At 62.9% G+C, this 14562-nt stretch carries 11 protein-coding genes; 8 read left to right on the top strand and 3 right to left on the bottom strand.

The features are described from left to right. Positions 1-40: 40 nt before the first annotated feature. The 4 genes from RSO67_RS19665 (at position 41) to atzF (ending at position 5348) form a co-directional block, all read left to right on the top strand. Complete coding sequence (locus tag RSO67_RS19665; protein WP_068737620.1) at positions 41-847, top strand: SDR family oxidoreductase; 807 nt, start codon at positions 41-43, stop codon at positions 845-847. 266 nt (positions 848-1113) lie between these two features. Further along, entirely contained in the window at positions 1114-1848 is a 735-nt protein-coding gene (locus tag RSO67_RS19660; protein ID WP_315840213.1) for an isochorismatase family cysteine hydrolase, read from the top strand. After that, entirely contained in the window at positions 1845-3488 is a 1644-nt protein-coding gene (locus RSO67_RS19655) for a regulator (RefSeq protein ID WP_315840212.1), read from the top strand. The genes RSO67_RS19660 and RSO67_RS19655 overlap by 4 nt, the downstream gene beginning before the upstream one ends. 54 nt (positions 3489-3542) lie before the next feature. Further along, a complete protein-coding gene (atzF, locus tag RSO67_RS19650) occupies positions 3543-5348 on the top strand; it encodes an allophanate hydrolase (protein WP_315840211.1) in 1806 nt (601 codons plus the stop codon). Positions 5349-5460: 112 nt separating this feature from the next. Here atzF and RSO67_RS19645 read toward each other — a convergent pair whose 3' ends face one another. The 3 genes from RSO67_RS19645 to RSO67_RS19635 all read right to left on the bottom strand — a co-directional run bounded on the left by RSO67_RS19645 (position 5461) and on the right by RSO67_RS19635 (position 9151). Next, on the bottom strand, positions 5461-7506 hold the full coding sequence (locus tag RSO67_RS19645; RefSeq protein WP_244528112.1) for a methyl-accepting chemotaxis protein: 2046 nt from the start codon (positions 7504-7506) through the stop codon (positions 5461-5463). A 287-nt stretch (positions 7507-7793) separates the two neighbouring features. Further along, the gene (locus RSO67_RS19640) at positions 7794-8483 is read right to left on the bottom strand and encodes a 3-oxoacid CoA-transferase subunit B (protein WP_315840210.1); all 690 of its coding nucleotides are present in this window, start codon (positions 8481-8483) and stop codon (positions 7794-7796) included. Then, complete coding sequence (locus RSO67_RS19635; protein WP_315840209.1) at positions 8480-9151, bottom strand: 3-oxoacid CoA-transferase subunit A; 672 nt, start codon at positions 9149-9151, stop codon at positions 8480-8482. Before RSO67_RS19635 ends, RSO67_RS19640 begins: the two co-directional genes overlap by 4 nt. A gap of 260 nt (positions 9152-9411) precedes the next feature. On the opposite strand from RSO67_RS19635, the gene RSO67_RS19630 reads away from it, so the two are divergent. From RSO67_RS19630 to RSO67_RS19615, 4 genes are all read left to right on the top strand, one after another. Further along, positions 9412-9897 carry a (2Fe-2S)-binding protein gene (locus RSO67_RS19630; protein ID WP_068737631.1) on the top strand — a complete coding sequence of 162 codons (486 nt, stop codon included), beginning with the start codon at positions 9412-9414 and terminating at the stop codon, positions 9895-9897. Between the two features lie 88 nt (positions 9898-9985). Next, on the top strand, positions 9986-12340 hold the full coding sequence (locus RSO67_RS19625; protein ID WP_315840208.1) for a xanthine dehydrogenase family protein molybdopterin-binding subunit: 2355 nt from the start codon (positions 9986-9988) through the stop codon (positions 12338-12340). Positions 12341-12352: 12 nt separating this feature from the next. Next, the gene (locus RSO67_RS19620; protein WP_315840207.1) at positions 12353-13153 is read left to right on the top strand and encodes a xanthine dehydrogenase family protein subunit M; all 801 of its coding nucleotides are present in this window, start codon (positions 12353-12355) and stop codon (positions 13151-13153) included. A gap of 179 nt (positions 13154-13332) precedes the next feature. Then, the gene (locus RSO67_RS19615; RefSeq protein WP_315840206.1) at positions 13333-14442 is read left to right on the top strand and encodes a CaiB/BaiF CoA-transferase family protein; all 1110 of its coding nucleotides are present in this window, start codon (positions 13333-13335) and stop codon (positions 14440-14442) included. The last annotated feature ends 120 nt before the right edge of the window (positions 14443-14562 follow it).

Genomic DNA, 14562 nt, shown 5'->3' with positions numbered 1-14562 from the left:
GCACACAATCGGCCCAACGACAAAATAAACGGGAGGCGTCATGTTCACCAATCTGTTTTCGCTCGATGGCCGCATTGCACTCGTCACCGGCGGCTCGCGCGGCATCGGCAAGATGATCGCAGCGGGATTTCTCAGCCAGGGCGCAGCGAAGGTCTACATCACCGCGCGCAAGGCCGGGCCGTGCGAAGCCACGGCGAAAGAACTCTCCGCGCAATACGCCGGTGAATGCATCGCACTGCCGATCGACATTTCGACCATGGCCGGCATCGAGATGCTGGCTGCCGAGATCAAGAAGCGTGAACCCAAGCTCGACATTCTCGTCAACAATGCGGGCGCCGCATGGGGCGCGGACTTCGATGAATTTCCGGAGAGCGGCTGGGACAAGGTGATGACGCTGAACGTCAAGACGCCGTTCTTTCTGACCAAGGCGCTGGCCGGACCGCTGCGTGCAGCAGCCAGCGCGGACAAGCCCGCCAAGGTCATCAATATCGCGTCCATCGACGGCATCTTCGTCAATCCGATGGAGACCTATTCCTATGCGGCGAGCAAATCCGGCCTGATCCACCTGACGCGGCGGATGGCCGTCAAACTTATCCAGGATCACGTCGTCGTCACGGCCATCGCGCCGGGCCCGTTTCAGTCGGACATGAACAAGGCTGCACGCGACAATGCCGATGAAGTGGCAACCCGCGTGCCCGCCGGCCGGATCGGCACCGACGAGGACATGGCGGGCGCGGCGATCTATCTCGCCTCGCGCGCCGGCGATTACGTGGTCGGCGCCACCATCGCGGTGGATGGCGGCATCGTTTATGCGAATCCAGGCATCAAAGGCGACGGCTGGGATTGATGATGGACAACGACGGCCCCCGGGATGGAGCATCAGCCACATCCGGGGGACCGGCTGCCGTCATAATCAGCCGCGGTTATAAAATGAGCAATTAACGAATTCCAGTCTCGCTTGAGACCGGTATGTTGCAAAGCTATTTTCCAACAAGCTCCTGAAATACCGCGCGATTAGCTTCGAAGCATGTCGCCGCTTGTCATTGTACACAATGGCACGCGCCTTGCTTCGTTAACTCCTGAGAGACCCATGCCCTTGGGGAGAGACGGCAAATGGCGGACTCACCACACTCAGCAACGGTTATTGCCGAACCCGGCCCGATCGCGGTCGACTGGGCAGTGACGGCGCTCGTCATCATCGACATGCAGCGCGATTTCATGGAGCCCGGCGGCTTCGGCGAGACACTGGGTAATGACGTGTCGCAACTGGCCAGCGCCGTCGCCCCGATCGCCGCGGTCCTGAAAACGGCGCGCGAAACCGGAATGATGGTGGTGCACACCCGTGAGGGGCACCTGCCCGATCTCTCCGACGCACCGCCCGCCAAGATCGAACGCGGCGCGCCGTCACTGCGGATCGGCGATCCCGGTCCGATGGGACGCATCCTCATTCGCGGCGAGGCAGGTCACGACATCATTCCCGCGCTCTATCCGGTCGAAGGCGAGATCGTCATCGACAAGCCCGGCAAGGGCGCATTCTACGCCACGACGCTCGGTGCCGATCTCAAGGCGCGCGAGATCGACACGCTGCTGGTCTGCGGCGTCACCACCGAAGTCTGCGTCAACACCACCGTGCGCGAAGCCAATGACCGCGGCTATCGCTGCATCGTCATTTCTGACGGCTGCGCGTCCTACTTCCCTGAATTCCACGAGATGGGCCTGAAGATGATCAAGGCCCAGGGCGGTATCTTCGGCTGGGTCGCCGACTCCGCCGCCATTCTCGACGCCATCACACGTTCTGAACATGCACCGGAGACTTCCAACAAACTTGCAGCAGGAGCATCACGATGAGCACGACCGCGGGGACGTTTTCTAAAGATTCTGCCAGCAAATCCGACTTCAAGCCCGCGCTATGGACGCCGGGCGACTGGAATGCGTTTTTCGGCTTCGGCACCAACATTCTCGTCAACATGCTGGTGCTGACCGGCCTGCTGCGCTTCGTCTTGAAGATGCCTGACAACATCGTGTTCGGCCGCATTCTGCCGGCCATGGGCCTGATGATGTGCCTGTCGACGATGTACTACGCCTGGCTCGCCTACAAACTTGCGCAGAAGACCGGCCGCAGCGACGTCTGCGCGCTGCCCTCGGGCATCAGCGTGCCGCATATGTTCATCGTCACCTTCGTGATCATGCTGCCGATCTCGATCACGACGGGCGATCCCATCAAGGGCTGGGAAGCCGGCCTCGTCTGGGTGTTCTTCCAGAGCTTTATCCTGATGATCGGCGGCTTCATTGCGCCCTGGATCCGCAAGGTGACGCCGCGTGCCGCACTGCTCGGGACACTGGCCGGCGTTTCTATCGCCTTCATCGCGATGCGTCCGGCGCTGGAAATGTTCATGACGCCGGTGATCGGCCTCACCTGCTTTGCCATCATCATGCTGAGCTGGTTCGGCGGCTATAAATATCCCAAGGGGATTCCGGCAGGCCTCGTCGCGATCGGCGTCGGCATGGTGATCGCCTGGGGCTCCAATCTGTTTGGCGTCGGTATCGGCGGCGTCAGCGTCGCCGGCGTCAAGGCGGCCTTCACCAATTTCGGCTTCTCGGTACCGCTGCCAGCCTTCGATCACGTCTTCTCGGGATTCCAGTTCCTCGGCATCATCCTGGTCACCGCCATTCCCTATGGCATCTACGATCTGGTCGAAGCGATGGACAACGTCGAGTCCGCGGAAGCAGCCGGCGACGAATATCCGACCACCCGCGTACTGACCGCCGACGGCGTCGTCTCGCTGATCGGCTGCCTGATGGGCAACCCCTTCATCAACGCGGTCTATATCGGCCATCCCGGCTGGAAGGCGATGGGTGGCCGGATCGGCTACTCTGCGGCGACCGGCCTGATGGTGATCGTGCTGTCGTGGTTCGGCGTCATCTCGCTGATGCTGGCCGTCATCCCTGTGGTCGCGATCTCACCGATCCTGCTCTATATCGGCATGCTGATCTGTGCGCAGGCGTTCGAGACCACGCCACGCGAACACGCGCCGGCCATCGCGCTTGCGCTGACGCCGCATCTCGCGGCCTGGGCCACGGTGCTGTTGTCCGGCGCACTTGGCGCCGCCGGCATGAATTTCGGCGCGATCCATTCGCCCGAATTCATCGCCAAGATGGGACAGAACGGCGTGCTGTTCCACGGCCTTGAAGTCATGGGCGGCGGCTCGATCCTGGTCGGCCTGGTGCTCGGCGCCATCGCGGTGTTCGTCATCGAACGCAAATTCATCAATGCATCGGCCTTCGCTCTGGCCGGCGCCGTCCTGACCTATTTCGGCTTCATGCATGGCGAGGCGATCGGGATCGGCGGTGGATTGGGGGTGACGCCCGGCGTTGCTCTCGCTTATGCTCTTGTTGCAGCCGGGCTCTTTGCCGCGGACAAGTTCGGCGCAACCAGCCTGTCTTCTGTCCCGCAATCGGAGCCGCCACTTGCCGTGCCTGCTGAATAACATCGTCTCAACCTGCGGGTGGCACACCCGTGCCATCCGCAGCAGGTTCGCATCGTGAGTGAGTCCGTTCCCGAAACGATCGCCGCCATCGTTGCCGCGCATCGCGCCGGCACCGTGACGCCCGCACAGACAGTCGCCCGCAGCTATCAGCGCATCCGCGACCGCGGCGACACGGCCATCTTCATCACGCTCCGGAACGAGGCCGAGGCGATTGCCGAAGTCGAGGCGCTCGCTGCGAAGGATCCCGCAACGCTGCCGCTCTACGGCGTGCCGGTCGGCGTGAAGGACAATATCGACGTCGCAGGTCTGCCGACCACCGCGGCCTGTCCCGCTTTCGCCTATAACGCAACGCGCGATGCCAGCGCCGTGGCGCGACTGCGCGCCGCGGGTGCGATCATCATCGGCAAGACCAATCTCGACCAGTTCGCGACTGGCCTCGTCGGCGTGCGCTCACCCTATGGCATTCCCAAGAATGCAATCCGCGACGATCTCGTGCCCGGCGGATCGAGCTCCGGCTCTGCCGTTGCCGTGTCCGCGGGCCTCGTGCCGCTGACGCTTGGTACAGACACTGCGGGCTCCGGCCGCGTGCCCGCCATGCTCAACAATATCGTCGGCCTTAAGCCGAGCCTCGGCCTGATCCCGACGGCCGGCGTCGTGCCGGCCTGCCGCACGCTGGATTGCGTGTCGATCTTCACGCTCACGGTGGACGATGCTGTTGCCGCGCTCGATGTGATGGGCGGCTATGACGTGCATGATCCCTATTCGCGCAAGCGGGTGCCGGGTTCGGTCACGGAATTTCCGAAAGGCCTCAAGCTCGGTGTGCCGCGCAACGGGCAGTTGATCTTCTTCGGCGACAAATCCTCGGAGAAAGCCTATGCGGACGCGCTCAAGCGTTGGACGTCACTGGGTGCGACTCTAGTCGAGTTCGATCTCGAGCCGTTCTATGAGACCGCGCGGCTGCTTTATGACGGCCCATGGGTCGCCGAGCGCCTGCTGGTGATTCGCGATTTGCTGGCGTCTGCGCCGGATGCGATCCATCCCGTCACGCGCGAGATCACCATCGCCGGCGCACGGCAGAGTGCGACCGATACGTTTGCGGCTTTGTACAAGTTGCAGGAGTTGAAGCGTGTCGCCGAACAGGCTTTCACTGCTATCGACGCACTGGTGCTGCCGACGGCACCGACCGCCTATACGACGGCGCAGGTGCTCGCCAACCCCATCAAGCTCAATTCGCGGCTCGGCACCTATACCAACTTCGTCAACCTGCTCGACCTCTGCGGTCTCGCCATTCCCGCCGCCATGCGCGCCGACGGAATCCCGTTCGGCATCACGCTACTGGCGCCGGGCGGCGACGACGCCTTGCTGGCCAGCATCGGCCGGGTGTTTCACGCCGACACCAAGCTGCCGGTTGGCGCCAGGGCCCTGCCGCAGCCGGCGCTGGCGCCACTCTCCACCGAAGTCGCCGAGGGCGAGATCGCGATCGCCGTTGTTGGTGCGCATCTCTCCGGCATGGCCCTGAACGGCGAATTGCAGGCGCTGAGCGGTCGCCTGCTGAAAGCCACGACGACGGCGCCGGACTACAAATTCTATGCGCTCAACGGCACCACGCCGGCGAAGCCCGGATTGCTGCGCGTCGCGGATGGTACGGGCGCGGAAATCGCGGTCGAAGTCTGGGCGTTGTCGGCAGCAAATTTCGGCAAGTTCGTCGCATCGCTGCCGGAGCCGATGTCGATCGGTACGCTGCGGCTGGCGGATGGCTCAAACGTGAAGGGCTTCCTGGTGGAAGCCAAGGCGACCGAAGGCGCGCGCGATATCTCGTCGTTTGGCGGATGGCGGGCCTATATGGCGAGCGTGAAGTAACTCATCGTCATGGCCGGACTTGTTCCGGCCATCCACGCCTTCCTTCGCCGTCAAGACGTGGATGCCCGGCACAAGGCCGGGCATGACGGCGTTATAGTTGCGGGCATCGCGTTTACGCCGCCCGGATATTCCCCATGAACCGGTCGAGCTCGGCACGCAGGCGCGCGCTTTCGCTCGACAGGGTCTGTGCCGAATTCAGCACCTGAGCCGATGCCGCGCCGGTTTCGGTCGCGCCGCGGTTGACGTCGACGATATCGCCGGCGACCTGCTGGGTGCCGTGGGCAACGCGCTGGACGTTCTGTGCGATCTCGCGCGTGGCAGCGCCCTGCTGCTCGACGGCGCTGGCGATCTCCGAGGCAATGCCCGAAATCTCGCCGATGGTGCTGCCGATCTGCTTGATCGCTGACACCGACTCCTGCGTCGCACTCTGCATGCCGGCAATCTGGGTCGAGATTTCCTCGGTCGCCTTGGCGGTCTGGCTGGCCAGTGACTTCACTTCGGACGCCACAACCGCGAAGCCGCGGCCGGCATCTCCGGCCCGCGCGGCCTCGATGGTCGCATTGAGCGCCAGAAGGTTGGTCTGTTCGGCAATCGCCGTGATGAGATCGACGACGTCACCGATGCGCTGTGCGGCCCGCGACAATTCGCCGATGCGAGCATCGGTCTGCTGCGCTTGCACGACTGCGCTGTCCGCGATCTTGCTGGAGGTCTGCACCTGGCGGCCGATTTCATTGACCGACAGCGAGAGCTCTTCGGTCGCGGTCGCGACCGACTGCATGTTCGAGGAGGCCTGATCCGATGCGCCGGCGACGCGGCTCGACAATCCCTCGGTGGTCTCGGCGGTGCGAGTCAGCGTGCCCGCTGCGGTTTCCAGCTGCCCTGCCGATGCCGACACGTTCGAGACGATCGCGCCCACGGCGGCCTCGAAATCGTCGGCAAAGCGGATGAGTTCGGCACGGCGCGCCGCACCGGCCTCGCGGCTTTGCTCTTCCTGAGTTGCGGCATCCCGCTCGGCCTTCGCGATGGCCTGTACCTTGAACTCTTCCACGGCCGACGCCATGTCGCCGAGTTCGTCGCGGCGGCCAAGACCTGGCAGCACGACTTCGAAGTCACCGGCTGCGAGCTTGCGCATCGCTGCGCACATCGCAATCATCGGACCGGCAATGCTGCGGCCCAGCAGCAGCGCAAGGATGGCACCGACGATGAAGCCGCCAACGCCCAGCACCATCACCTGGCGCTCGGTGTCGTGGATCGTGGTGTCGGATTCGGTTTCAAGACGCTGCTGATCGGACAGCAGATCCCCCTTCATCGCCGTCGACAGCTTGGTGATCGCTCCCGCCGTCTCCGACATTTCCTGAACGAGACCGTCGACCTTCTTGGTGTTCTCAACGAACTTGACGAAAGCATCAGCGTAGAGCTTCGTCTCCGCGGTGATCTCCTTCACCTTGTTGTTGATCTTGTCGTCATTGGCATAGATCGTCGCAAACGAGTTCTGCAGGAACTTGATGCGGGCCGTCGCGGCATTCGAGGTCTTGTCCTCGGCCTTGCCGATATAGGTGTTCACGAGCGAGGTCGCGGTGATGAACTGGGTGGTGATTTCCTTGACCTGATCCTGCACGGAAGCAAGGCCGGCCATAGTCGCGGTGTCGCCGAGATCATCGATCTTGTTACGCAGCATCAGGCTGGTGCGCGACAACTGGGTCGACGCGATGGTGTCGTTCTGTCCCTTGACGGTGAGGATGTCGGCGAACACCTTGGTGAAGGTAATGAATTCGCGGGACAGTTTGGTGATCTTGTCGAGCCGCGCGGAGTCCTTGGTCACCTTCATCGACTGGTCGATGGCGTCCTTCAGACTGGTTTCCGCAGCCTTCGCTGCCTTGGCGTCCGCTTCATTGCTGGTGAGGACGTAATAGCGCGTCAGCGCCTGATAGGAGGTCAGTTCGCGGTCGATATTACGGGCCAGACCGGACTCCGCAACGCTGGTGCGATACGACACCACGCCGGCCGAGATGCGCTCGAAGCCGACATAAGCGAGCACCATGCTGAGCGCGGATATGGCGAGCACGGCCGCAAAGCCCAGCGTCACCTTGGCGCGGAATCTGAGGGCAGGAAACTTAAAAGAAGCCGGCTTCTTCCGGACAAGCGTCGTCGTTGCCACGTGGGGCCCCCGTTCATCACTCCCAACATCCCGGTCATCGCGCGCAAGCGCGCGCAAAGCCGATGCCCAAACCTACGGCACATTGGCTAAGGACGAGTAAACGGATACCGGAACTTCTGGAGGTTGCGTGGAGCTGAACGGGGGATGCCCCCTCGGGAGGCTGTTGCTTTAAAGCTCCGTCATGCCCGCGCTCGTCGCGGGCATCCACGTCTTTGCCACAAGGAAGGCGTGGATGGCCGGGACAAGCCCGGCCATGACGGTGGAGGGGCGGGTGCTCTTCGAAGTCCCTACGCCGCCATCGCCGGCGGGGTCAGCGCCTGCCAGTTGTTGGCGAGCTGCAGCTTGGGCTCGGTGAGTGCCTGCAACTGCTCCAGCGTCATACCCTCGACCATCTCGCGCACGAACAGGCCCTGCTCCGTGACGTCAATGACCGCTAGATTGGTGTAGATGCGCTTGACGCAGCCCGGTGCCGTGAGCGGCAGCCGGCACTTCTTGAGGATACGCGGCTTACCGGCCTTGTCGGTATGATCCATGATCACGCGGATTTCCTTGGCGCCGACCGCCAGATCCATCGCGCCGCCGACACCGGGCGGAAAGGATGGATCTTCCGTGGTCCAGTTGGCGAGATCGCCGGCTTCCGAGACTTCAAAGGCGCCGAGCAGGCTGACATCGAGATGCTTGCCGCGGATCATCAGGAACGCGTCGGCGTGGTGCATGAACACGCCGCCCTTGATCAGAGTCGTGTAGTTCTTGCCGGCATCGATCAGATTCTCGTCTTCCGTGCCCGGCTCCGGCTTCGGCCCGAGACCGAGAATGCCGTTCTCGCTGTGGAAGATCACCTCGCGCCCATCGGGCACGTAGCTCGCCGCCCGCGTCGGCATACCGATGCCGAGATTGACGTAAGCGCCCTCCTGCAGGTCTTGTGCGGCGCGCCAGGCCATCTGGTCACGGTTGAGCGGCCTATACGTCGTCGTCATGCCTTTGATCCCACTACCAAGATACGATCGATGAAGATGCTCGGCGTCACCACCGCTTCCGGATTCATGCTGCCAAGCTCGACCATCTCGTCCACCTGCACCACACTGAGATCGGCAGCCATGGCCATGATCGGATTAAAATTACGTGCCGACTGGTTGTAGATCAGATTGCCCCAGCGATCGGCCTTCATGGCACGCAGCAGCGCAATGTCGCCTTTCAGCGGCTTCTCGAACACGTGCAGCACGCCGTCGATCTCGCGGGTCTCCTTGCCCTCGGCAAGTTTCGTATGCGCCGTGACCGGGGAGAAGAAGCCGCCGAGCCCCGCGGCATGAGCATGCATGCGTTCGCTGATGATGCCCTGCGGCACCAGTTCGAGTTCCAGCGTCTTGGCACGATAGGCATTGAGGAAAGCGCTGTAGTCGCCGGAGCGCGGATAGGAGCAGATCACCTTGGCTACGCGACCGGAATTGATCAGCCGGGCCAAACCAGTGTCGCCATTGCCGGCATTGTTGTGGACGATGGTGAGATTGGTCGCACCCTGCTCGTGCAGCGCCTCCAGCAGATCATCGGCAATGCCGACAGTACCGAACCCGGCCACCAGGACGACCGCGCCGTCCTTCACCCCAGCCACGGCCTCGGCCGGGCTGGCTACGCTCTTATCGATCACTCCCGAAAACTCCTCGTCGCGGAATTGTTATTGTCCGCAATCGCTTGCGGCCTTTATTGCGCCGCGACTAGAGCATCGCAGCTTGCGGATATAAAGGCACAAATTTGCAGGAGGGATACGCGTGACTTTCCCTTCGCCCGCGGCGCGCAGCTTCGCTGCGCTGGGAGAGAGGGGAGAAAGTCGCCCCACCAAATTCCCAGTTGCAAACTTTCCGGACCGCGCTTCTAATTGGAATAATTAAAAAATACCGGGAGGTCTGCGTGTCCACAGTCAAGCTGACGGTCAATGGCAAATCTGTCTCTGCCACGGTCGAAGACAGAACCCTTCTCGTCCACCTGCTCCGCGAAAATCTCAACCTGACCGGGACCCATGTGGGCTGCGATACCAGCCAGTGCGGCGCCTGCATCGTGCATATCGACGGCAAGGCCGTGAAATCCTGCACCACGCTGGTCGGTCAGATCGACGGCGCCAATGTCACCACCATTGAAGGCATTGCCAAGGGCGACCAGCTGCATCCGATGCAGGCGGCGTTCCGCGACAATCACGGCCTGCAATGCGGTTACTGCACGCCGGGCATGATCATGTCGGCGATCGACATCGTGAATCGCCACGCGGGCGATCTCGATGAAGAGACGGTGCGCCACGAGCTCGAAGGCAATATCTGCCGCTGCACCGGCTACCACAACATCGTCAAATCGGTGCTCGACGCCGCCGGACGCATGAAGGTTGCGCAAGCGGCTGAATGAGCCGCAGCGCATTGATCTGAGCTGAGCCAACCGCGCCTTTCGATGGAAAGCGCGGACAATCAAAAACTCCGGCAGGGAGACCCATGAGATGGGCGTTGAAGGCATCGGCGCACGCGTTGCGCGCAAGGAAGACAAGCGATTCATCACCGGCCGCGGCCGCTATGTCGACGACGTCAAGATCGTCGGCCTCACCCACGCGCATTTCATCCGCAGCCCGCATGCCCATGCCAAGGTCAAAGGCATCGACGCCTCCGCGGCGAAGGACATGCCGGGCGTTGTCGATGTGCTGACCGCACAGCAACTGGTGGACGACAAGATCGGCAACCTGATCTGCGGCTGGGCGGTGTCTTCCAAGGACGGCACGCCGATGAAAATGGGCGCATGGCCGGCGATGGCCCCGGACACGGTGCGCTTCGTCGGACAGGCGGTCGCCGTAGTGATCGCCGAGACAAAGAACCAGGCGAAGGATGCGGCTGAGGCCGTGGTCGTGACTTATGAAGAACTCCCTGCCGTCAGCAGCATGACCGCAGCGCTCGCCCCGGGCGCGCCGCAACTGCATCCGGAGGCGCCAGGCAACGTGGTCTATGACTGGGCGATCGGCGACGAGAAGCTGACCAAGGACGCCTTCAGCAAGGCCGCCACTGTCGTCTCGCTGGACCTGACCAATAACCGCCTGGTGCCGAATGCGATGGAGCCCCGCGCGGCCGTCGCGGAATATGACGAAGCTGAGGAGCACTTCACGCTTCACACGACATCGCAGAATCCGCATGTGGCGCGCTTGGTGCTGTCAGCGTTCTATAACGTGGCGCAGGAACACAAGCTGCGCGTGATCGCCCCCGACGTCGGCGGAGGCTTCGGGTCGAAGATCTTCATCTATCCCGAGGAAATGGTCGCACTCTGGGCCTCCAAGAAAGTGCGTCGCCCGGTGAAATGGACCGGCGACCGCACGGAAGCCTTCCTCACCGACGCGCATGGCCGCGATCACATGTCCCATGCCGAGATGGCGTTCGACGCCAACAACAAGATCCTGAGCCTGCGGGTGAAGACCCACGCCAATTTCGGCGCCTATATGTCGCTGTTCTCGTCCTCGGTGCCGACCTATCTCTACGCCACGCTGCTGTCGGGCCAGTACAATATCCCGACCATCTATGCCGAGGTGATGGGCGTCTATACCAACACCACGCCGGTCGATGCCTATCGCGGCGCCGGACGGCCGGAAGCGAGCTATCTGGTGGAGCGACTGATGGAGACATCGGCGCGTCAGTTGAAGGTCGATCCCGCGGAACTGCGCCGCATCAACTTCGTCACCCAGTTCCCGCATCAGACGCCGGTGATCATGGCCTATGACATCGGCGACTTCGGCGCGTCGCTCGACGCGGCGCTGAAGGCGATCGACTATGCCGGCTTCCCGGCGCGGAAGGCCAAGGCGAAAGCAGCCGGCAAACTGCGCGGGCTTGGCTTCTCCTGCTATATCGAGGCCTGCGGCATCGCGCCGTCCAAGGCCGTCGGCTCGCTCGGCGCCGGCGTCGGCCTGTGGGAATCCGCGGAAGTCCGTGTCAATCCGGTCGGCACCATCGAAGTGCTGACGGGCTCGCACAGCCACGGTCAGGGTCACGAGACGACCTTCGCGCAGCTGGTCGCTGACAGGCTCGGCATCTCCGTCGATCAGGTGCAGATCGTGCATGGCGACACTGATAAAGTGCAGTTCGGCATGGGCACCTATGGTTCGCGCTCGGCAGCGGTCGGCATGTCCGCGATCTTCAAGGCGATGGAGAAAGTGGAAGCCAAGGCGAAGAAGATCGCCGCGCATCTGCTCGAAGCCTCCGAAGGCGACATCGTCATCGAGAATGGCGAGTTCAAGGTCGCCGGCACCGACAAGGCGATCGCGCTGCCGATGGTGGCACTCGCGGCCTATACCGCGCACAATCTGCCTGACGGCATGGAGCCCGGCCTGAAGGAAGGCGCGTTCTACGATCCCACCAACTTCACCTTCCCGGCCGGCGCCTATATCTGCGAGGTCGAGATCGATCCCGGCACCGGCAAGACCGACATTGTCGACTTCGTTGCGGTCGATGACTTCGGCCGGCTGATCAATCCGATGATCGTGGAAGGCCAGGTCCATGGCGGCCTTGCCCAGGGCATCGGCCAGGCGATGCTCGAAAGCGCTATCTACGACGATAACGGCCAGCCGGTGACGGCGTCGTTCATGGATTACGCCATGCCCCGCGCCGACGACGTGCCGTCGTTCCGGGTCTCGCACACCACGACGCTCTGCCCGGGCAATCCGCTCGGCGTGAAAGGTTGCGGTGAGGCCGGCGCGATCGGTTCCTCACCCGCGGTGATCAACGCCATCACCGATGCACTTGGCCACAACAAGATCGAGATGCCGGCGACGCCCGGCCGTGTCTGGGAAGCGCTGCAATTGCAGCAGGCAGCGGAATAAGGGAGCAGCACGATGTACGAGACCACTTATCACCGCCCCGCCAGCATCGACGAAGCAGCGGCGCTGTTCGCCAAACATCCCGAGGCCAAGTATCTCGCCGGTGGCCACACGCTGATCCCCGTGATGAAGCAGCGTCTTGCGGCACCATCGGATGTTATCGACCTTGCCAAGATCAAGGACTTGATCGGCGTCGAGGCAACATCCGACGCGCTGATCATCAAGGCGGCGACGACCTATTACGACATCACGCAGAGCCCCGCGGCAAAGAAAGCGATCCCGGCGATCGTGCATCTGACGTCGGTGCTCGGCGACCCTGCCGTGCGCTATCGCGGCACCATCGGCGGTTCGATTGCCAATAACGATCCCGCCGCCGATTATCCCGCCGCTGTACTGGCGCTGAATGCCAGCATCAAAACCAACAAACGCGAGATCAAAGGCGACGATTTCTTCCAGGGCCTGTTCTCGACGGCGCTGGAAGAGGACGAGATCATCACATCCGTGTCGTTCCCCATTCCGGCCAAGGCCGGCTACGCCAAGATGCGCCACCCGGCGTCGCGTTTCGCACTCACCGCGGTGTTCGTCGCCCAGACAAAATCCGGCGAAGTCCGTGTCGCAGCCACCGGCGCATCGCAGAGCGGCGTGATGCGCGTGCCGGCGATCGAAGCGGCACTGAAGGCGAACTGGTCGGCGGGAGCGCTGGATAGCGTAAAGATCTCAGCCGACGGGTTGATGGGTGACATCCATGGCTCGGCGGAATATCGCGCCAATCTCATCAAGGTGATGGCACAGCGCGCGGTGGAAGCGGCCGGCTGACATTCCATCAAACGGCAAAATGCGCGCGAGCACTGCGCGCATTTTTGTGCAGTGCCGCAGCATGGCCGCATGCAGGATTGCGGCCAAAAGCTTCTTGCCCTTGTCACCTCCAGCATAGACAGTTTCCGGCAAATCGGCCCGTCGCCATCGACGACCAATATCAAGCATGGGAAACACAAGTGCAGGACACCACCCTCGCGTCGTCGCGACCACAGGCCAAAGCCACCGGCCCGCTCAAGGGCACACGCATCGTCGAATTCGCCGGCATCGGCCCCGGTCCGTTCGCCTGCATGCTGCTCGCCGATATGGGCGCCGAAGTGATTACGCTGGTACGCCCGAAGCAGATGCCGAAGGGCGCGGCGTCACGCGGCCGCAAGGTGATCGAGGTCGATCTCAAGGACAAGGCCGCCATTGCACAGGTTCTGTCGCTGCTCGATAGCGCCGATGCGCTGGTGGAAGGCTATCGCCCCGGCGTGATGGAACGCCTCGGCCTTGGACCGGATGTCGTCCTCGGCCGCAACAAGAAGCTGGTCTATGGCCGCATGACCGGTTGGGGCCAGCACGGCCCGCTGGCGCAGGCCGCCGGCCATGACATCAACTACATCTCCATCACCGGGGCGCTCGCCGCCATCGGCGGCGCCGACAAGCCCGTGCCACCATTGAATCTGGTCGGCGATTTCGGCGGCGGCTCGATGTATCTCGTGATGGGCATGCTCGCGGCCATGCTGGAAGCCAGCCGCTCCGGCCAGGGCCAGGTGGTGGACGCGGCCATGTGCGACGGCGCGGCATCCTTGATCACCATGTTCTTCGACATGACCGCGGCCGGTCGCTGGAAGGAAGCCCGCGAGAGCAACATGCTCGACGGCGGTGCACATTTTTACGGCGTTTATGAATGCAGCTGCGGCAACTTCATCTCGATCGGCTCCATTGAGCCGCAATTCTATGCCGAGCTGCGCGAACTCGCCGGGCTTTCGGAGGCCTGCTACGACAATCACATGGACTCGACAAACTGGGCCGCGGTGAAGGACAAGCTCACCGCGGTGTTCAAGACCAAAAGCCGCGACGAGTGGTCAAAGATCATGGAAGGCACCGATGTGTGCTTCGCGCCGGTGCTGACCATGTCGGAAGCGACGAAGCACCCGCACATGGTGGCACGCGAAGTCTTCATCCAGCACGAAGGCGCGACACAGCCGGCGCCCGCACCGCGGTTCTCACGCACGCCGTCGGCAGCACGGCCGGCATTGAAGGTGGAGCTGGGTGACGCGGTGAAGGAGTGGGGATCGCTGTAGTTCCCTCCCCCTTGCGCGGGAGGGTTAGGGAGGGGGTGCCACAAGCGCGGACCTGAGTGCGGCGCACCCCCACCCGCCCGGCCTTTGGCCGGCCACCCTCCCCGCAAGGGGGAGGGATAA

It is taken from the genome of Tardiphaga sp. 709 (genome assembly GCF_032401055.1).
Taxonomy (GTDB): Bacteria; Pseudomonadota; Alphaproteobacteria; order Rhizobiales; family Xanthobacteraceae; genus Tardiphaga.
Note: the sequence above shows the minus strand (reverse complement) of the source record. Positions and strands in the feature narration are given on the sequence as shown.